Below are 19,964 nucleotides of genomic sequence, written 5' to 3'. Positions count from 1 at the left end.
ACAAAACCATAATTTCGACTTATAAATATATTGAATGTAACACGGATTTATTTATAAGATAGACTTATATCAATAATAACGGAGCCGCTTTTGTCCAGCGAAAAACAACCTCTGCCCATAAATCTGAATCGAATTGATTTAAACCTTTTCGCCGTGTTTGATGCCATTTATACGGCAGGTAGTCTGACTAAAGCTGCCGATGTACTATGTATCACTCAGCCAGCGGTAAGTAATTCGCTGGCCCGGTTAAGAGATATGCTGAATGATCCGCTGTTTGTCAGAACCGGTCACAGTATGACACCCACCCCGGTTGCGCAGAATATTATCGTTCCGGCCAGGGAAGCGCTCAGGCTCTTACGTACCAGCGTTCAGGAGAGTCACACATTTAATCCTCTCACCTCTGAAAAGTCGTTTAATTTTGCCAGCCGCGACCTGCTCGAAGTCAGTATTATGCCTCGTCTTATTGGCAGACTACAGGATGTGTCGCCGGGTATCAGTGTTACCAATTATGAGATTAGTCGCAGTCAGGTTGTCGCCGCTATGGCCAGTGGGAGTCTAGACTTTTTTGCCGATGCGTCTACATTTACCGATCCTCACCTGTGCAAACAAAAAATCGCTGAAGACCAGTTCGTAGTACTTGCAAGGCCCGATCATCCGCAACTAACCGACGGCTTGGATCTTGAGACATTTTTAAAACTTGGTCATATTCATGTCTCACACAGAAAAAGTGGACCTGGTCCAATAGATATTGCATTAGATAAACTCGGAAAAAAACGGCGAATCGTCATGCGAGGGCAGCATTTTTTAACGGTCCCCAGTGCCATTGTAAAAACCGACCTGATCGCCTGTATGCCCTACCACCTTGCAAAACACTATGATTTAGCGATTTATCCTCTACCACTGGACCTTCCGCCGGTTGAGTATTTTCTTTACTGGCATGTCAGTGCAGATCATGATCAGGCACACCTGTGGATGCGTGAACAGATTCAGGAAGTTGCAAAGGCCTATCAGCCGAACTGATTGGGGCTTACCAGCACTCTATGTCCCTTTTAATAATGCAGGAATGTTGCGGCTTGTATCTATACAACGTTATAGTCATCACTGACATAACAAACCGGAGTCAGATGATGGTTGCCTTAAAGCTGCAGTCCAGCGCATTAATATTATCAGCCTCGTTTATGCTGTACGCGCCGCTTACAAACGCTCAGCAAGGTGCGGGTACAACGCACTTTCAGGAGTTATCTTCTAGCCTTGATAATGCTCAATCAGCAGATTCGTCTGAAGATACTGCTCCGCCATCTCCGTGGCAACGTGCAAACTTTCATCCACCGCTTTACCCTAAATCGATGGCGCTAAATGGTATAGAGGGCTGCGCCGTTTATCAGACAACTATTAGTGATAAAGGGGATGTCGAATCGCTTAGCGTGATTCGCTCAGTACCTGATAACCTGGAAAAGGCTGCGCTATTACAATCTGCAGAATTGCTAAAATGGCAGCTTCCGCCTGGTTCTGAACCGGCACAAGAGGTGAAAGAGTTTCGGATTAATTTCTGTATGGCTGACTCTGAGCGAGCCGCTAAAGCGCGATGTGAGCAATTCGCGGCTTTACCGTGCAGTTAAGTGTGAATGGGTACAAGTAATACATAAAATACGACATGAGTTGGCAAAATTACTAAAAGTAGCACTATTTTACGTATTAAAAATTAAATAAATTAATTCAAATACTTAGCCTAAATTTTTATTATAAAACAGCCTTTGGGGTATAGTTTTTAATACCAAAGTATTGGCCTTGCTGTTTTTTCGCTCAACAGATTTTTGTTTAATTGCTCCCGAACAAACAACCCGCTCGGTAAAACAAAGCAATTAGGAAAAAACCATGTTGAAAATCGTTAAAACCTCTTTAGCTGTTGCTGCTGCTTCTTTCATCTTCTCAGGTACTGCTCAGGCAGGTGTTGAGGACGCACTGGCAAACATTTGTACCATTGTACAAGCAAACGATAAAGGCGAACTACGTAAGAAAATGCGCGCCGTTCAGTCGGATTACCGCCTGAAACTACACGATTACTATGCAGGTGTGAGCTGTAATGGCAAAAGCCTTATTCGCACTGCCATTGAAAGCAATGCCGTTGATGTAGGCACCCTACTAGTTAAGAAGATGCCATCTCGCGAATTGCAGAACCCTGAAGCTGACGGTAAAACCCTTCAGGTATGGATCGCTGAAAATGGCTTCCAAAGCAGCCCTATCGCCAGCGAACTCTCTGAGCGTATCTAAACCAGTTACATTAGCCATGTACCAATTCAACATGGTTGCGGGGTAACTCCCGCACTGCGGCCCCCTCCCTGGGGCCGCGACTTCATTCTAAAACCACCTTCGGGTGGTTTTTTGGTTTCGATAAAATAAAGTTATTGTGAAAGCGCAAAAAAAAGGTCACTGCTTAGGGACCTTTTCGCCTTATTGGGCTTAGTCAGCTTTGAACATATCCTCGCCAATATCCATCAGGCTCGCTGCGCCAGCTTCTATTGCAGCAGCGTGCGATTGTGCTCTGGGTAACAAGCGGGCAAAATAGAATTGTGCGGTTGCGACTTTACCCTGATAAAAATCGGTTTCTGATGTGCCTTCTGCCAGTTTTTGCTTAGCCACAGTTGCCATTTTTAACCAGTAATAGGCCAGCGTTACGTAACCGGAAAACATCAGATAGTCGACTGATGCCGCACCAAGTTCATCGGGATTAGCGCCGGCCGCTTTGCCGACAGTCGCAGTTAGTTTCTGCCACTGCTGCATTGCCTGACCAAGCTGCTTACACCATAAACCAGTTTGTTCGTCAGCGTCCACAGTGTCACAAAATGCGCTGATTTCTTTCAAAAAGACCGCCAGTAATTCGCCTTTTGAACCGAGCACTTTACGACCCAGTAAATCAAGTGACTGAATACCTGTAGTACCCTCGTACAGACTGCTGATCCGTGTATCACGTGCCAGTTGCTCCATACCCCACTCGCTGATATAGCCATGACCACCGTAGACCTGAATACCGTAGCTAGTGGCCTCCTGAGCGGTTTCGGTAAAGAATGCTTTAACAATTGGCGTTAATAGTGCCAGTCTTGCCTCAGCCAGTTGCACCGATTCAGAATCTTTACTACGCTGCGAAATATCAACCTGTTGCATGCAATAATAAGCCAGCGCCCGGCTACCTTCGGCAAAGGCTTTCTGGGTCAGCAGCATACGCCTGACATCAGGATGCACGATAATGGGGTCAGCGCTGCGCTCCCCTTGTCTCTGGGTAGGCGAACGAAACTGGGTGCGATCTTTTGCATACCGCAGTGAGCCCTGTAATGCCGCTTCTGACGCGGCCATACCTTCCAGGCCTGTCCCGATCCGCGCTATGTTCATGAATGTGAACATACCGTTCAACCCTCTGTTGGGCTCGCCTATCAAAAAGCCTTTTGCGCCGTCAAAGTTAATTACACAGGTAGCAGAGGCCTTAATACCCATTTTGTGTTCGATACTACCGCACTCAACCTGATTGCGATCTGCCAGCTCACCATCATCGCTGACATTGAATTTAGGCACGATGAATAATGAAATTCCTTTGGTTCCTGCTGGCGCATCTGGCAGGCGGGCCAGCACAATATGCACAATATTGTCCGCAAAATCATGCTCGCCGGCGGAGATGAAAATTTTGGTGCCGGTAAGGGTATATGAGCCATCATCATTAGGTTCTGCCTTACAACGCAACATCCCCAAATCAGAACCGCAATGCGCTTCGGTAAGACACATCGTTCCTGTCCACTGGCCTTCAATGAGCTTAGGCAAAAATTTTTGCTTTAATGCATCGGTGCCATGGGCCAGAATTGTCGAAATACATCCTTGTGAAAGACCCGGGTACATGGCCCATGAATGATTTGCGCCGGAAAAAAACTCTGCAATAGATGTGGCCAGTGAGTAGGGCAAGCCCTGCCCGCCCCATTCCGGCGGGTGTGACATACTTGGCCAGCCGCCTTCTACGTATTGCTTGTATGCTTCCTTAAATCCTTCAGGCGTGGTGACTTCTCCATCATTCCAGTGACACCCTTCCTGATCGCCACTCTGATTAATCGGCGCAAGGACGTTATCAGCAAATTTTGCTGCTTCAGCATGAATGGCTTTGACCAAATCCGGACTGACATCTTCCAGATCCAGTGCTTCGTAGTGTGACTGAAAGTCGAATAGCTCGTAGGCTACAAAGGCCGCATCGCGTTGCGGTGAACGATAGTTTTCCATATCAAGTCCTGTTAGTGCTTACAGACCATGGTGATGACACACCGTATACAGTGATAGTAAGTAAGCAGAACTAATCAGCCAAGTTGATTGAGCTAATAACCAACTATCACTAATTTGAATACTAAGAGGCGTTATCGGCGTTATGCTGGGGCATCACTGCTACATCGTTAAATAAACTTTCCCTTTTGTAAGCAGTAACAACTATTCAATGACAACTAACACAAGAAGGAATCAGCATGGATCCACTCCTCAACTTTCAGGGTCAGGTTGCAATCATTACCGGCGCAGCGGACGGCTTCGGCCGACTGCTGGCAGATGCGCTTGCTTATCGGGGTTGCAAACTGGTGTTAGCCGATATTAACGAAGAGTTGCTGGCCGCAGCGGTAAAGGATTTGCGTGAGGCTGGCGGTGATGTGGTAAGTATGGCTGCCGACGTTTCAGATGAGTCGGCGCATAAATCATTGGTTGAACTGGCGCTGGAAAGCTATGGCAAACTGGATATTGCCGTTAATAATGCTGGCATTGCTCATATTCCCGGTGCACTTCATACCCTTGACGCAGAAACTATTGATGCACAATTCAATGTTAATCTTAAAGGGGTGTTTCTGGGGATGAAGTATCAGATTCCTGCCATGTTGAGTAACGGTAAGGGACATGTACTTAATGTCAGCTCAATGGCAGGATTAGGTGGCGCACCGAAAGCTGCCCCTTACTCTGCGGTTAAGCACGGCGTTGTCGGACTGACCAAGACAGCAGCGGTAGAGTACGGCCGTAAAAACATCCAGGTCAACGCTATTTGCCCGTTCTTCAGTCCTACAAGTCTTCTGGATAAAGGCGGTTTCACCACAGAAGAGAGCCGGGCGCAACTTGTCATGGGAAGCCCGATGAAGCGTATGGCTGACCCTCAGGAGGTCGTAAGTGCAATGATATTGATGCTGTCACCCGCTAACTCATTTATGAGTGGACAGTCTGTTGCAATTGATGGGGCGATGAGCGCCTGGTAACAGATATACCAAGATAGGCAGTATAACAAGTAATACGTTTGTATGAGTTTTTCGCTTTTATAAGGCGAAAAAATTAGCTTTAATAGAAGGGCATCTCGCAGTGCCCCATCAATAAAACGATTTCGTCACAATTATCGTTATATTGCAGGTAATTTTTCGGGTCGCTGCTACTGATGCTTCGACTTACATATTAAAATGGCAGGATGCCGTGCCAGTATGTTTGCAGAATTTACTCTGCATCAAAGAACAGCCCCATTCGGGGCTGTTTTTTTGATATTGTGCCAGCTACATTGTCAGGACAACCTTTCCTTTTACTTTTCTGTCTGTCATAAACTCCAGTGCCTGAGTGGCCTGCTCAAGAGTAAATCGAGCATCAATAACAACTTTTACTTTTCCCTGCTGATACCACCCCATCAGCTCTTTCATATTTTCGTTAAAAACGCGAGGCTGCTTTTGAGTGAAGACGCCCCAAAAAACACCCACTACTGAATATCCTTTTACCAGTGTCAGGTTGACTGGTAATCGTGGAATCTGGCCACTGGCGAATCCAACAACCAATAGACGCCCTCCCCATGCCATAGCCCGGCTCATCGCATCGAAGCTATCACCACCGACGCATTCATACACAACGTCGGCACCATTACCATTAGTCAAAGATTTTACTGTTTCCTTAAGGTCTTCTTCTGTGTAATTAATCCCTTCGTCAGCGCCATGCTTTTTCGCCAATTCAAGTTTTTCCGCGCTGGAGCACACTGCTATTACCCGGGCGCCCATCGCTTTACCTATTTGTACAGCAGCTAAACCTGTACCACCCGCCGCTCCAGTAACAACCAGTGTTTCACCCGCCTGTAGCTGTGCTCTTTGTTTAAGTGCATGGTGCGCCGTAGCATGTGCAGTCACCAACGCGGCGGCTTCTTCCGATGGAATAAAATCCGGTAAAGGCATCACTTGCGCGGCGTTTATTGCGACCTTCTGCGCATAGCCACCGATTTGACAGACACCGACAACTCGCTGTCCTACGGATAAATGCGATACGCGGGCTCCTGCCTGAATAACTGTACCGGCTACCTCGCATCCCGGGGTGAATGGTGTTTCTGGCTGAATCTGATAAAGCCCCTGAACCAACAGTGCATCCGGAAAGTTCACACCGGCAGCGTCAACATCGATCAGCACTTCATCCGGCCTGATGTCAGGCACCGGTATACCTTCAACAGTTAAATCTGATAGCGGACCGAAGTCATGACAGACCACTGCTTTCATTTTTTGTTCAGACATGTCTTATTCCTTCCTAATAATTTGCAGTGCCATATCAGCAAGCGGCCCCACCATCGTGCCTAATTCTTTTGCTTTGTCGCTGGATGCATTACCATCCTGAGCCCGCTTGACGACCCCCTGAATAATGGCAGCCAATCTGAAAAAACTAAAGGCCAGATAAAACGGCCAGCGCTCTATATCTGCCAGGTTACGTCGCTGACAATATTTGGCAATATATTCCTGTTCTGTAGGAATACCCAGTGCAGACCGATCCAATCCTCCGAGCCCAGGGGCCTGGGGAAGATTTGCCGGTAGCCTTAGTTGCATGCACTGATAAGCAAGGTCGGCGTAGGGATGGCCCAGAGTAGACAACTCCCAGTCCAACACGGCATTGATAGTGCGCTGTGCTGAGAACATCATATTATCAAGCCGGAAATCACCGTGAACCAGCGACACCTGCCCGTCGTCTGCAGGCAAATTCTGTTTCAGGTAATCCATTAAATCTTCCATCGAAGGCTGATTGCTTGTTTCTGAGGCACGGTACTGTTGCGTCCAACGCTCGACCTGACGTTCGAAATAATTTCCCGGTTTACCAAAATCTTCAAGGCCTGCTGCAGCAATATCAACATCATGAAGATTGGCCAGCACCTGGTTCATATTGTCATACATGTCTGCACGGGTTTGGTTATCCGGGATATCCTTAAGCGCTGCGTCCCAGAATATGTCGCCTGACACATACTCCATAATGTAAAACATACTACCCAGCACCTCGGTGTCGCGACATAGGTGATGTACCGCAGGGACCGGCACACTGGAGCCTTGCAAAGCCTCGATGACCCGGTATTCCCGGTCTACCGCATGGGCGGATTTAAGAAGCTTACCGGGAGGCTGTCTTCTTAGTACAAAACTGCCTGAAGCGGTAGACAATAAAAATGTAGGGTTAGACTGACCACCGGTAAACTTTTTATAATCCGTTATTTGGCCAATACTGTTCGCACTGTGGCTTAGATAGGTATTTAAAGCCACAAGATCTAGCTGACTAACGCTCATTACTTAGCCTCCTGCTGCTTTTCAATAAGGCTTTTACCCAACTGCATCATATGCACCTGATCGGGCCCGTCTGCCAGTCTGATGGTACGTGCGTATGCGTACATCCCGGCCAGTGGTGTGTCCTGACTGGTGCCCAGTGCACCATGCATCTGAATGGCTTCATCAATCACTTTGCACGCCATGGCCGGTGCCACGATTTTAATTGCGGCGATAAGGTCTTTGGCAACTTTATTACCATGGCGGTCCATCTGGTCTGCCGCTTTTAATGTCAGCAAACGAGCCTGTTCTACATCGCAGTGCATCTGGGCGACAGACTCGCGAACAGACTGCTGCTTTGCTAACGGCTTTCCAAACGCCTCGCGCTGATTAACGCGCTGGCAGGCCATATCCAGTGCACGCTGCGCGCACCCTATCAGCCGCATGCAATGATGAATACGCCCCGGGCCGAGGCGCCCCTGTGCTATTTCAAAACCGCGCCCCTCACCCAGAATAATATTCTCGGCAGGCACCGTAACGTTATCAAAAAGGATCTCTGCATGGCCTACCGGCTCATCCAGATACCCCATCGCCGCCATTGGCCGACGAACAGTCACTCCGGGGGTGTCCATAGGAACAAGTATTTGTGATTGTTGCTTATGTCTGGGTGCCGTCGGGTCGGTTTTGCCCATGACTATCATTATTTTACAGTCTTCGTTCATCGCGCCACTGGTGTACCATTTATGGCCGTTGATGACGTAACTATCCTGTTTTTTCTCAATTGACGTTTCGATATTTGTCGCATCGCTTGACGCAACATCAGGCTCAGTCATTGCAAAACCTGATCGAATTCTGCCTTCCAGAAGCGGCTCAAGCCATGTTGCTTTTTGCGTATCAGAACCGTACTTCGCCAACACTTCCATATTGCCGGTATCAGGCGCGCTACAGTTAAAAATCTCAGACGAAAACGGTACCCGCCCCATAATCTCGCAAAGCGGCGCATACTCCAGATTACTCAATCCGGCACCATAAGGAAGATACTCCTCTGGCAGGAAGAGGTTCCAAAGCCCCTGAGCTCTCGCTTCTTCTTTTAGCTCATCGATAATGGCTGGCGTTTTCCACGGCGTGGGGCTGTTCAAAAAACTTTGGGTGTAGGACTGCTCTATCGGATAGACGTGCTTTTCCATAAAAGCACTGAGCTTTTTAGCAAGAGTGGTTGTTTTGTCGTTATACTCGAAATGCATGCTCGTTCCTTTTTCAGGCATAGGTTATTTTGTCAGCGCGCGATGCACAGCTCATGTGCGGCAGCGCATTAAAAGAGTGAAGTGACCAGCCGTCACGCCCCTTGAACAGACGTGTAATACTGGCGTTCTGTATTTGTAAATTCAACCGAACGACTTGCCGGGCATCTAAGCCCAGCGCGGTGCCAACAACGCAGGCAATCACTCCACCAGATGTGGCTACCAATACCCGTTTGCTATTGTTTTCACAGCATTGTGAAAGCCCGCTGCTTACGCGGCTGACAAAATCAGCCCAGCGCTCAGTGTCAGGTGAATGAGGAAGCGAATCGGTGCTCCACGCATTCATGCTGAGCTTCAACAGGCGGAACCAGTACTTTGCCGTAGGTGTATCGCTATGATGCCCGGGATTCTGTTGCAGAAATAATCGGATAACCTGCATAAAATCAAATTCGTTAAACGCGGGGAGCTGCTGCGGCTCATCAAGCGATTCAGATTTACTGGCCAGGACCCGGTAGACAGGCGCTAACGTATCTATTTGCCGTTGCAGGGTACCGCAGTACATCTGATCGAACTGCACGTTATGTTCGTCAAAATAACTGGCAAGCCACTGCGCCTGTTGCTCACCTAACGCACTGAGAACATCGTAGTTCTCTTGCCCCATAGAGGCCTGACCATGCCTTACCAGATAAATTTCTGTCATAAAATTCCGTGCTGTATGGGTGACTGACTCCATAGTAGAAAAACCCGAAGAACAAGTGTAATTACTCTTGTGAATATGCGCTTATTCATCGTTCTGATACGCCCCGTTGCGTATTATGAGGCAAACAGCGCCCTCTCAAAGACAGTGAGTAATACATAGCGTTACGACAGTTACATACGTATAAGTCCTGCAACCGGCTTTTTGAGTTTCTGTGGTATCCGTTTCAAGCCTGTCTGTAGCGCCGTGCTGTATCTTTGTGTTGGTTTGATCTGGCGCAAAGCGCCTCTTGCTGTACCCGGTTAGACTTGCACTAAACACCTCACAGAGCTTTTTACATGTCTATACCCGCCATCATCGACCGGACAATTGCCGCGAAGTACAATATTAACGGCCCGCGCTACACGTCTTATCCCACGGCGCTTCAGTTCACACCGTTTGAAGATACTGAGTTGTTAATTGATGATAGCGCGTCTGAGGCCCGTGATTCATCTATTTATATTCATATTCCGTTTTGTCACAGTCTGTGCTTTTATTGCGGGTGCAACAAGATCGTAACGCGACACCAGGATCGCGCAGAGCGCTACCTGAACTATCTGGAGAAAGAGATAATTCAGCGCAGTGCCTTCACAGCACACAGACAAGTGAAGCAAATACATCTGGGAGGCGGCTCGCCCAGTTTCCTTACTATTGCGCAGCATACCCGGTTAATGGCGCTATTAAGGCGGCATTTTTTGATAACAGCGGACGCCCAAATCAGTATAGAACTGGACCCCCGACATACCGACCGCTCATATCTGGGCTGGTTGGTGCAGTTAGGCTTCAACCGGGTGTCATTCGGACTACAGGATACCGATCATCAGGTTCAGCAAACCATTAACCGTGTTCAGGATACAGGTCATATCGCGGCTCTGGTCAGCCATGCGAAAACCATTGGTTTTTCATCGGTCAATCTGGATTTAATTTATGGCCTGCCTCACCAGAATACGGAAACCTTCGCCACCACCCTTGCCCATGTACAATCCATGGCGCCTGAGCGAATTTCACTGTTCAGTTACGCACATTTACCTTCTCGTTTTGCTGCGCAGCGAAAAATAAAAGATAGCTGGCTACCGTCACCAGACCAGAAGCTGACACTGATGGAGCTGGCCATCCGCCAGCTTACTGACGCAGGCTACGTTATGATAGGTATGGACCACTTTGCTTTACCGGGTGATGAGTTGTGTAGTGCAAAGCAAAACGGAAAATTGCACCGGAACTTTCAGGGATATACCACCCATGATGATCTGGACATGCTGGGGCTGGGCGTCTCATCTATCAGTGAAACGCAACGCGCGTACAGCCAGAACCCTAAACAGCTTAATGAGTATTACGCAAAACTGGACGCAGGTAAGTCGTTGTCTGCAGCAGGCTGCCGCCTTAACGATGACGACAGAATAAGGCGCTTTGTTATCCAGTCATTAATGTGCAACCTGCAATTATCCTATACCCAGGTGACAGCAAAGTTTGGTGTTTGTCCTCAGACATACTTTGCACGGGAACTCGCCGGACTGGCGCCATTTGTAGAGGACAAGCTTGTTACCCTTACAGATGAGGGAATTGAAGTCAGCGAGAATGCCCGATTGCTGATCCGCACAATCTGCAGCACATTTGATGCTTATCTCAGTCAGCCTGATATTACCCACCGCTATTCACGGGTAATATAGAAAAGTTATGCAGGAAAACTGGCCCGGACAGTATCGCCGTTTTGCAAATTCAGTCTTTTAACGGCGGCAACAGAGATTGTCGCGTAGAGTCTCGCACTACCGCGTTGTAAAGATACGGTCACCTCTTCATCAATAGGTGGCCCGATCTCCTGAACTTCACACATAAACTGGTTATCCAGGCTGGTCGGTACCTGACCGTTTTTGTCAATGACAACGCTGTGCGCGGCGACGCTCAGCGTTGCTCTATTGTTTTCACTGTCCTGGCAGCGGGTCGTATAAACCAGTTGCCCCTCACATTTGAACCCGGTAAACGCATTACTATTCTCCGCACGTACCACCGGACCGGCCAGTACAGCTACCTGTTGAACTCTGCCCCCCGCGCTTTGTTTATACATCGTATGAATTACTTCTGCTGGCACATCATGGCACACGATCTGACCATCCTGCATCAGCAGTAGTGACTGACAATGCAACCACAGATCGCTGATATCATGACTGATTAGCATCATAGGCAAGCCTTGATCTGCAACCGTTCTTAACCATTGCATGATACTGGTGCGCGTTGACTGGTCTACAGCGCTTAACGGTTCATCCAGTAGCAACAGCTCAGGCTGGTTGAGCAATGCCCGCGCCAATGCCACACGTTGCGCCTCGCCTCCGGATAACCCGTTTGGCGAACGCTGAAGCAAATGCTGGCAGTGACACCCCGCAATAATTGCATCATCGTCCTGACTGATAGTTCGGTGAGATGCCTTGTACCGTGTTGCCAGTTGCAAGTTACCCTCAACAGTCAGATGAGGCAGCAACAAAGGTTCCTGAAATACCAGCCCCACCCTGGCGCGATTAAGCGCGCCGTTTTTAAAGCGACTGTGTACCTGCGCATTTTTCTCCAGTCCGGCAAGGGCTCTGAACAGTGAGGTTTTACCTGCGCCGGAGTGACCGGTAAGCCCTACCATAGAGAAATTCAGCAATGAGGCGCTTGCCTCAACAGTAAATTCGGCTGTACGAGGTAACGTTACCGAAAATTCCATTGGCGCCCTCCCCCGCGATTCGCCCCGTATAAGATACACAGCAATAAGAAAGAGAAAAGCATCAGGCCCGCGGCCAGCCAGTGAGCCTGCTGATACTGCCCCATCTCGACATGATCGTACAACGCGATAGCGATCACCTGAGTTTCACCGGGAATATTCCCGCCTATCATCAGCACCACGCCAAATTCACCAATGGTATGGGCAAACGTCAGGCCTAGCGCGACGAAAAAGTATGACTGACACAAGGGCACAACTATCCGGGAAAACCGGGCGAACTTGCCCATATTAAATGTTTTGCCGACTTCCAGATAACGGCGATCGAGTTGCGTGAAGCCTGTATACAAAGGCTGGACTGCAAAGGGCAATGAGTAAATAACGGAGCCGATAACCAGCCCGCTGAAAGAAAATGCCAGTGATGTACCAAACACAGATTGCCACCATTGCCCCGGCCAGCTATCGGGTGCAAATGCCAGTAGCAAATAAAAGCCAAGTACCGTCGGTGGCAGTATAAGCGGAAGTGCAATGACCGACAGCACAACACTTTTAAGCCGGTGCTGCCAGCAGGATAACCACCACGCCACCGGCGTCGCTATTATCAGCAGGATAGAACTGGTTAGCGCAGCCAGTTTTAGGGTTAGCCAGATGGCTGTTACATCACCGCTCACCGGCATACGCCCGGTGTTTGAACAGGTTCGTAGCCCGCACTTTTAAGCGAGCGCTGAACAGATTCTGATACCAAATAGCAGATGAAGCGCATCGCATCGTGATGACGTTCAGATGAGCCGGGAATAACCAGCTTTTGGGTAATTTCATCGTGCAAAAAAGAGGGAATGACGACTTTGCCTTCATGTTTATTCGCTACCAGCGACGCCGCGACGAGGGCCTGGCTGACATTACCTGTCTCAAAGTACTGCCAGGCCTGCAGTACGTTTTTCCCCCGTACCAGGCGCCCGGCAAATTCATCCTCTAGCCCGCTTTTTTGCAAAAACTGCAGCGCAGCCCTGCCATAGGGGGCCAGCTCGGGATGCGCTATCGCCAACCGTCCCGGGTTGTGGTTAAGTGATGCAATTAGGGTATCGACATCACTGATTGCAGGATTATCAGACACATAAGCCAGTTTACCTGTGGCATATGCTATCAGTGAGTCGCTATCTGCCAGATTTTCGCTGACAAGCTGTTGCGGTCGTCGTGCATCGGCACTCAAGAATATGTCGAAGGGGGCGCCGTTTCTGATTTGCGCAAACAATGTACCGCTCGATGCCACAGTGACCGATGTTTTAATACCTGTACGCGCTGAAAAATCTCCGGCAATCTTATCCAGTACCGGCGCAAAATTCGCAGCCACAGCCAGTCGCAATGGCGTTTCCTTCGCCCGGGTGGAGGACGGGAAAGCTAAAAAAACACTCATTAAAACAAACGACAAAAATAGCTTCATCAGTCTTTATTTTTCATCCAGGCAAGCGATGCACTGGCATCAGACGCTTTGGCTTTAACCCAATGACCCTGCCTGTTCTGAAACTCCTTTTTCCATAGCGGTACCGCTGTTTTAAGCGTATCCATTATATAACAGGCTGCATCAAACGCGGCTGAACGGTGAGACGCTGCACACCCTACCCAGACAATCTGCGAATAGTTGCTCAGATACCCAACGCGATGCACCATACCTGCGTTGATGAGTGAAAAACGCGAAACGGCCTCCTCAGCCAACAATTTCATCGCCTGCGCGGTCATTTGCGGGTAGTGCTCAAGACTCAGCCCATCGATTTTTCCGGTTTGGTTGAAGTCTCTGACCAATCCGGTGAACGTCACGATAGCCCCGGGCGAATCAGGGCATCCGTCCATCAATTCATCGTAAAGACATTGCTGATTGAAATTGGTATCACTGACCCTTGCGAACATTTAGCCTCCGGTCACCGGGGGGAAAAAAGCGACTTCGTCGCCATCATGTACGATAAATTCGCTATCCCGCATAGTATGATTAACGGCCACCAAAAGCTGGTCATCCATCGCCGCTCTCCAGCGTACATCCTGCTCACACAGATTGCTCAGGACATCTGCAACCGTTTGCTGTTGCGCTCCCTCGACCTGCCACTCATCGTGACCTACGACTTCGCGCACCTGCGCAAATGCTTTTACCGTAATCATAGCGATGGATTCTCCCACTTACCTGTCTTTCCGCCCTGCTTCTCTAGCACACGAATGTTATCCAACTGCATGCCCGGATCCAGTGCTTTGCACATATCAAACAACGTAAGAAGGGCAACATTAACCCCGGTCAGAGCTTCCATCTCGACACCGGTTTTACCAGCAAGCTTGCAAAAGCAGCGCACTTCAACACGCCCTGATTCAGGCTGAACATCAAATTGAATATCGACTTTAGATAGTGCCAAAGGATGGCACAAGGGAATCAGGTCGGCGCAGCGTTTGGCGCCCTGGATGCCGGCAATACGCGCCACCGCAAACACATCTCCCTTGGCAATACGGTCATCAGCAATGGCCGACAGTACTGCCTCACTGGCATAGAGATAGCCTGCGGCAATAGCTTCGCGAACAGTGACATCTTTTTGCGAGACATCAACCATATTTGCCTCACCCTTCGCATTAAGATGGCTAAAGCCTGTCATGACCTCGCCCCTGTAAGGTGCCCCACAAAGTTGCAGGGTTTATAATTCGCATCCAGTTGGCTTTTTATAAGCTTCGTCCAGCCCGTTTTACAGGCGCCCGTTGAACCGGGCAGACAAAAAATGACCGTTCGATTGGCAAACCCGGCCAGCGCCCGTGACTGAATAGTCGATGTGCCTATCTCTTCATAGGAGATCTGACGGAACAATTCACCAAATCCGTCCACATCCTTATCAAATAAAACCCGCAGGGCTTCGGGGGTATCGTCGCGCGACGTAAACCCTGTCCCACCGGTGGTAATGACGGCATGCACATCGTCCCTGGCGATCCAGTCTGAGACCACCGCTCGTTGTTTATAGATATCGTCTTTTACCAGCGCACGGTCTATTAAGCGGTGTCCAGCAGACTCCAGCGCTTCGACCAGATACTGTCCTGACTTATCGCTATCAACCGTGCGGGTATCCGACACTGTCAGTACAGCAATATTGAGTGAGGTAATGGTTTCCGACATACTGCCCCTTGCAAAGTGATTCTGTGAACTAATGGGATTATGGTATCGTAAATGAATGCCAATCAAACGCATATACGTTTGTTTTTCTGAATTATTTCACTATTTATTATTCTTATGACAAATCCCATCAGTCACGAACAGGCAATGCGGTACAATCGCCATATAGTGTTGCCTCAAATTGATATAGACGGACAGGAGCACCTGCTTAACGCGCGTGTGCTGATTATTGGTATCGGTGGCCTGGGATGCAGTGCAGCCCAGCTTCTGGCCAGCTCGGGTGTTGGCGCGCTGACACTGGTAGATAACGATAGTGTGGAAGTTACCAACCTGCCCCGCCAGATTTTGTTTGGTGAGGCAGATGTAGGGCGCTTCAAAGTCAGTGCGGCAAAAGAACGCCTTATCCGGTTAAATTCAGAGTGTTATATTGATACGATAAAAAGCAGACTGGCGTCAGACAACCTTGCCCGCGAAGTCAGCGCACACGATATTGTTATTGACTGCACTGATAATCTTGCCAGTCGCCTTGAAATTAACAAAGCCTGTGCTGCGACAAAAACCCCATTAGTCAGTGGGGCAGCGATTCGTTTTGAGGGCCAGCTGTTTGTGACCTGCTACGCGCCGGATTCACCCTGCTATGCGTGTGTTGGCGCACTAACCGGAAACCGGACTCTTAGCTGCACCGAGTCCGGTATCTTTGCACCCGTTGTAGCAATTATCGGCGCTCAGCAGGCGCTTCTGGCCATGCAGGTTATTGCTGGCATTGGCCAGCCTCTGACCGGCAGTTTACAGTTGTTTGACGGACTTTCCGGTCAGTGGCAAAAATTCCAGGTCCCGCGCAGGTCAGATTGCCCTGTTTGTCAGAATAAGTGATTTCCATGACACAAAGTACTATCAGTAAATCTCACATGGTTGTGGCGCAAAATGCGTCGGGCCGCAACATGAATGTGCCCATCTATCGCATTACCGGAAGCAAACCCGGCCCGACTGTTTACATACAAAGCTCCATTCATGGCGCTGAAGTTCAGGGCAATGTTGTTATTTATCAGCTTATTCAGTATCTAAAGCAACTCGATGTATGCGGAGAAATTATCCTGGTGCCTAACTGCAACCCGGTTGGCACAAACATCAAGGCTGGCGAATACACCCTGGGTCGATTCGATCCGGTGAATGGAACCAACTGGAACCGCGGTTACTATTACGATGAGCAAAAAGTCCACGAGTTTGCTGAAACAGTGTCAGCGCAGGAGAGCCTGTCTTCTGTGAAACAGCGGTTCAGAGCATTTTGGCGACAGGCAATAAATGAAAAGCTCAGCTCGGGATGGGGCCTTGGCCTTGCCCAGCAACTCAATTTGAAACTGCAGTTGTTGGCTGTGGATGCCGATATTGTATTGGACCTGCATAATGGCCCGGTCTCAACCCGCCATGTTTATCTGCCAGAATATGCAGCAGACGCCGCGAAATTGCTTAATATTCCTCATACCATTTTGATCCCTAACCAATTTGCCGGCGCACTTGATGAAGCCACATTCTGCCCCTGGTGGACACTGCAATCACTTATTTCAGCCCAGCGTCAGGAAGCAGTGAGCTGCAACGTAGAAGCTATGACGCTGGAAATGGGCAGCCAGGAAGTTATTGCCTTTGAAGAGGGTAAGCAGGATGCACAGAGCATCCTGTCCTACCTGAGCAAGCGCGGGATCATCAATGACTGTCCGTATGAGCCATTAGCGATGCATAGGGTTGGCGTATACCTGAAGGATTATCGCACGCTGTATACACAGTGGGGAGGCATGGTGGAGTATGTAGCCAGGCCCGGCGATAAAATAAGCGCAGGAGAGCCTCTTGCCAGGGTATTGAATATTGATGAGCTGGACAATGCCGATGCAACGTTCACGGTTACTGCACCATGTGACGTGATCCCGATTCTTCACTTTCCATCCGCTTCGGTTCTTAGTGGTACGCAGCTTTACAAAGCCTTTACCCGGTACTTCGACATTACCAGTGAATAGAAAAGGGGCGCTTATCGCCCCTTTTTTGCTAGATGGGTGAACCCGGCGGCAGCGGTTTTACCTGGAAAGCCAGTGGCCATTTCCCGGTGCGCCAGTATTGCTGCATATGGGAATGCAATACATCAGCTTGTGCAAGCTTGCTGTCCTTGTCCAGCCAACGGGTAAATTTCATCAACGCGACATCAATATCAGCACGGACTTCAGGTGCCAGTTCATCAGATGCCAGTGCGTTAAAGATTGCATTTAGTGACACCATTGCCAGTCGCTGATTTAGCCCGTAATCCGCTTCAGGCTCATACCAGTGTTGCTGCAATACCCGGTTAATCACAGCAGTTACACCGGGTAGCGCACGTTGCTGGCTGGCCTGCCAGGACAACCGGTTCAACCGTTGTGCATCCAGTAACAGGCTCAGGCTATAGTCAGCGGCTGATTCAGCTGCAGACACAGGGTCAAGAGGGGTCCCCATACGCCCGTTGAAATGCTCGCGAGTGATATCATCACCAAAAGCGGTAGGCGTGATAAGTGAAAGCAACTTTTCAGGCATTTGCAAAAAGTCAGGAGACGACGCAGTAATGAGCGCTTTTATTGCCATTTTCTGCTGTTGTGCAGGGACCATGGACTGCCCTGCCGGCTTACTGTCCGGTTGTTTTAATTCATAGTCATAATTCAGTCCGCCCACCTGCTTAGCCACGGCTGCAAGCTGGTAGCGATGTAGCAGGTAAACCGGTACCAGCTTATCTTCCAAAGAAGAGTAGGTTTGGCCATTCTCCAGTGTCGCCTCGCCCATTCGCTGCAACGCATTTTTTCGTAGTGCAACTATCTGTCCGTAAGATTTCAGGACATCTGAACCATTATCCCACATATGGCCGCTGGCAGATGCCGAAGACGCCGAACGGGTATCAAAATCGGTTTTAAACGACAGCGCCTCATCTTTCGCGCGTTGAATAATCTGCGCCAGCGCGTCTTCGTTATCCCCATTGTCCCCAAAGTCCTGATAGCCGTACTCGATAGCGTGTTTATCCCATTTCCCCATACCAGTATCGTATGCTGAGGAAAAATCGATGCTGCCGTTTTTCTCTTTCAACATCGGATGCGGGTAATCCATCACAGAGGCTCTGTCATTTTCACTGGCCGCAAAGTTATGTGCTAAGCCCAGAGTGTGCCCCACCTCGTGAGCGGACAACTGCGCAATACGGTCCAGTGCCATTTTCTGCTGCGCTGATGTATCAGCCTGCTCATCAGAAAACGGGCTGCTAAGGGCTAGAGCAATCAGGTAATCCTGTCTGACACGTAACGAGCCGAGCGTAACGTGACCTTTGATAATCTCACCAGTGCGAGGGTCAACGATGGAGCTGCCGTATGACCATCCCCGGGTCGCCCTGTGTACCCACTGAATGACGTTATAACGTGCATCCATCGGGTCGGCATCCTCTGGCAGTGTTTTTACCTGAAATGCATTTTTATAGCCTATTGATTCAAACGCCTGATCCCACCACCTGGCACCACGCATCAATGCTCCTTTAACGGGCTCAGGTATGCCGGGATCAAGATAATAAACAATCGGTGTTACCGGCTCACTGGACTTGGCGCCCGGGTCCTTTTTGTAAAGACGATGCCGGGTGATGAATTTTTTCTCCATAGGCTCATTGATAGCAGCGGAGTAATCAAAAAACCGTGTTTTCCAGAAGCCGGAGTAAGGATGAAATAGCCGGGGCTGATAATTGTCATCCGGCGCCGCAAGAAACGAGTGATGCAGGTGCACTGTTATGCTATCAGGCGACGGTGTAACCTGACGTACATATTTACCCGCGTCACTGCCGGTAAAGGTGACAATGGATTCCAGCTCTGTGTTGGTATCAAATGCTTTGGTACGGGGTAAAAATACGCTGCTGCGTGCCTTATCGATGGAATAGCTACCCTGATCGGTGTCACTCAAACGTTTGGCAATCTTATGAATATCACTTAACAGATAAGGGGTGTAATCGATAAGTACCGTGTCATCGTCCTGCGCGACAATTTCAAAGCCGGCAATCACTGAGTCAGCAAAGGCTTCGGTAACACTTTGCTTCTCTGCCGGATTGTCAGCACTTGCCCGAAATGTGGTATTCAACTGACGCAAAAAGACCTGCTTTCCGTGCCGCTCAAACTGCACCAGGCGTGTATCACCTAATTGCCCCCGGTCCAAACCAATATCGTTTGAGCCAATGCCGTGTGGCAGAGCCGAATGGAACAGCATTGGCGTGTTCCATTGACTCACCGACAGATAAAGCTTTCCGTTTTCTTCATCATAGTAAATAGGTACGAAGCCCTGCTGCGCAGTCATTGATTCAGTAAATGACTGCAAATCCTCACGCTCAGCAAACGCCCCTGCACTCATCGTTAACGTGGTTACGAGAAGCACGCACTGCAATACAGAACGAATTGCTGATTGTTGTCGCGACATAAGCATCCTTTTTTATTTAGTATTGTCTGATGTGACTGTAATAACAGGCATTACACCTACCCTAGCGGATTTGTTATCAGGCTGTCCACGAATAAGTCGCTATGCGTGCCATGCAAGCCAATAACGACACGCAGGTAGACGCGGTTGATCTGCATCAACACACGAT

20 protein-coding genes are annotated in these 19,964 nt (G+C 49.1%); 7 read left to right on the top strand and 13 right to left on the bottom strand.

Annotated elements, in window-relative coordinates:
- Positions 1–117: 117 nt before the first annotated feature.
- From FBQ74_RS07035 to FBQ74_RS07025, 3 genes are all read left to right on the top strand, one after another.
- Positions 118–1,020, top strand: a complete 903-nt coding sequence (locus FBQ74_RS07035; RefSeq protein ID WP_139757895.1) for a LysR family transcriptional regulator — start codon at positions 118–120, stop codon at positions 1,018–1,020.
- A 104-nt stretch (positions 1,021–1,124) separates the two neighbouring features.
- Entirely contained in the window at positions 1,125–1,619 is a 495-nt protein-coding gene (locus tag FBQ74_RS07030) for an energy transducer TonB (RefSeq protein WP_168190627.1), read from the top strand.
- A 256-nt stretch (positions 1,620–1,875) separates the two neighbouring features.
- Positions 1,876–2,271, top strand: a complete 396-nt coding sequence (locus tag FBQ74_RS07025; RefSeq protein ID WP_139756000.1) for a DUF3718 domain-containing protein — start codon at positions 1,876–1,878, stop codon at positions 2,269–2,271.
- A gap of 189 nt (positions 2,272–2,460) precedes the next feature.
- On the opposite strand, the gene FBQ74_RS07020 is transcribed toward FBQ74_RS07025, so the two are convergent.
- Complete coding sequence (locus FBQ74_RS07020; protein WP_139755999.1) at positions 2,461–4,257, bottom strand: acyl-CoA dehydrogenase C-terminal domain-containing protein; 1,797 nt, start codon at positions 4,255–4,257, stop codon at positions 2,461–2,463.
- Between the two features lie 236 nt (positions 4,258–4,493).
- On the opposite strand from FBQ74_RS07020, the gene FBQ74_RS07015 reads away from it, so the two are divergent.
- On the top strand, positions 4,494–5,261 hold the full coding sequence (locus FBQ74_RS07015; RefSeq protein ID WP_139755998.1) for an SDR family NAD(P)-dependent oxidoreductase: 768 nt from the start codon (positions 4,494–4,496) through the stop codon (positions 5,259–5,261).
- A gap of 285 nt (positions 5,262–5,546) precedes the next feature.
- Here the strand turns inward: FBQ74_RS07015 and FBQ74_RS07010 are convergent, their stop codons facing one another.
- Genes FBQ74_RS07010 through FBQ74_RS06995 form a run of 4 tightly spaced genes read right to left on the bottom strand, consistent with a single transcriptional unit; the run spans position 5,547 to position 9,482 of the window.
- Entirely contained in the window at positions 5,547–6,521 is a 975-nt protein-coding gene (locus tag FBQ74_RS07010; protein ID WP_139757894.1) for an NADPH:quinone oxidoreductase family protein, read from the bottom strand.
- An 18-nt stretch (positions 6,522–6,539) separates the two neighbouring features.
- Positions 6,540–7,565 carry a phosphotransferase family protein gene (locus FBQ74_RS07005; protein WP_139755997.1) on the bottom strand — a complete coding sequence of 342 codons (1,026 nt, stop codon included), beginning with the start codon at positions 7,563–7,565 and terminating at the stop codon, positions 6,540–6,542.
- Positions 7,565–8,785 carry an acyl-CoA dehydrogenase family protein gene (locus FBQ74_RS07000; RefSeq protein WP_139755996.1) on the bottom strand — a complete coding sequence of 407 codons (1,221 nt, stop codon included), beginning with the start codon at positions 8,783–8,785 and terminating at the stop codon, positions 7,565–7,567. Before FBQ74_RS07000 ends, FBQ74_RS07005 begins: the two co-directional genes overlap by 1 nt.
- A 13-nt stretch (positions 8,786–8,798) precedes the next feature.
- Entirely contained in the window at positions 8,799–9,482 is a 684-nt protein-coding gene (locus tag FBQ74_RS06995; RefSeq protein WP_168190626.1) for a histidine phosphatase family protein, read from the bottom strand.
- A gap of 335 nt (positions 9,483–9,817) precedes the next feature.
- On the opposite strand from FBQ74_RS06995, the gene hemN reads away from it, so the two are divergent.
- Positions 9,818–11,185, top strand: coding sequence for an oxygen-independent coproporphyrinogen III oxidase (gene hemN / locus FBQ74_RS06990; protein WP_139755994.1), 1,368 nt, complete (start codon positions 9,818–9,820; stop codon positions 11,183–11,185).
- Between the two features lie 5 nt (positions 11,186–11,190).
- Here hemN and FBQ74_RS06985 read toward each other — a convergent pair whose 3' ends face one another.
- The 7 genes from FBQ74_RS06985 to moaB are packed head-to-tail and all read right to left on the bottom strand — an operon-like array spanning position 11,191 to position 15,349.
- Entirely contained in the window at positions 11,191–12,216 is a 1,026-nt protein-coding gene (locus FBQ74_RS06985; RefSeq protein ID WP_139755993.1) for an ATP-binding cassette domain-containing protein, read from the bottom strand.
- A complete protein-coding gene (modB, locus tag FBQ74_RS06980; protein WP_139755992.1) occupies positions 12,201–12,887 on the bottom strand; it encodes a molybdate ABC transporter permease subunit in 687 nt (228 codons plus the stop codon). The genes FBQ74_RS06985 and modB overlap by 16 nt, the downstream gene beginning before the upstream one ends.
- Entirely contained in the window at positions 12,878–13,624 is a 747-nt protein-coding gene (modA, locus tag FBQ74_RS06975; RefSeq protein WP_168190625.1) for a molybdate ABC transporter substrate-binding protein, read from the bottom strand. Before modA ends, modB begins: the two co-directional genes overlap by 10 nt.
- 26 nt (positions 13,625–13,650) lie before the next feature.
- On the bottom strand, positions 13,651–14,115 hold the full coding sequence (locus FBQ74_RS06970; RefSeq protein ID WP_139755990.1) for a molybdenum cofactor biosynthesis protein MoaE: 465 nt from the start codon (positions 14,113–14,115) through the stop codon (positions 13,651–13,653).
- Positions 14,116–14,361 (bottom strand): MoaD/ThiS family protein, encoded by a 246-nt coding sequence (locus FBQ74_RS06965; RefSeq protein WP_139755989.1) that lies wholly within the window; start codon positions 14,359–14,361, stop codon positions 14,116–14,118. It abuts the gene before it with no gap.
- On the bottom strand, positions 14,358–14,840 hold the full coding sequence (moaC, locus tag FBQ74_RS06960; protein WP_139755988.1) for a cyclic pyranopterin monophosphate synthase MoaC: 483 nt from the start codon (positions 14,838–14,840) through the stop codon (positions 14,358–14,360). The genes FBQ74_RS06965 and moaC overlap by 4 nt, the downstream gene beginning before the upstream one ends.
- Positions 14,837–15,349, bottom strand: a complete 513-nt coding sequence (moaB, locus tag FBQ74_RS06955; protein WP_139755987.1) for a molybdenum cofactor biosynthesis protein B — start codon at positions 15,347–15,349, stop codon at positions 14,837–14,839. The genes moaC and moaB overlap by 4 nt, the downstream gene beginning before the upstream one ends.
- Before the next feature lie 114 nt (positions 15,350–15,463).
- On the opposite strand from moaB, the gene FBQ74_RS06950 reads away from it, so the two are divergent.
- A complete protein-coding gene (locus tag FBQ74_RS06950; RefSeq protein ID WP_139755986.1) occupies positions 15,464–16,219 on the top strand; it encodes a HesA/MoeB/ThiF family protein in 756 nt (251 codons plus the stop codon).
- A 5-nt stretch (positions 16,220–16,224) separates the two neighbouring features.
- On the top strand, positions 16,225–17,355 hold the full coding sequence (locus tag FBQ74_RS06945) for a M14 family metallopeptidase (protein ID WP_139755985.1): 1,131 nt from the start codon (positions 16,225–16,227) through the stop codon (positions 17,353–17,355).
- 28 nt (positions 17,356–17,383) lie between these two features.
- On the opposite strand, the gene FBQ74_RS06940 is transcribed toward FBQ74_RS06945, so the two are convergent.
- Positions 17,384–19,804 (bottom strand): zinc-dependent metalloprotease, encoded by a 2,421-nt coding sequence (locus FBQ74_RS06940; RefSeq protein WP_139755984.1) that lies wholly within the window; start codon positions 19,802–19,804, stop codon positions 17,384–17,386.
- Positions 19,805–19,964 lie beyond the last annotated feature (160 nt).

It is taken from the genome of Salinimonas iocasae (genome assembly GCF_006228385.1).
In the GTDB taxonomy this organism is placed as follows: Bacteria; Pseudomonadota; Gammaproteobacteria; order Enterobacterales; family Alteromonadaceae; genus Alteromonas; species Alteromonas iocasae.
Note: the sequence above shows the minus strand (reverse complement) of the source record. Positions and strands in the feature narration are given on the sequence as shown.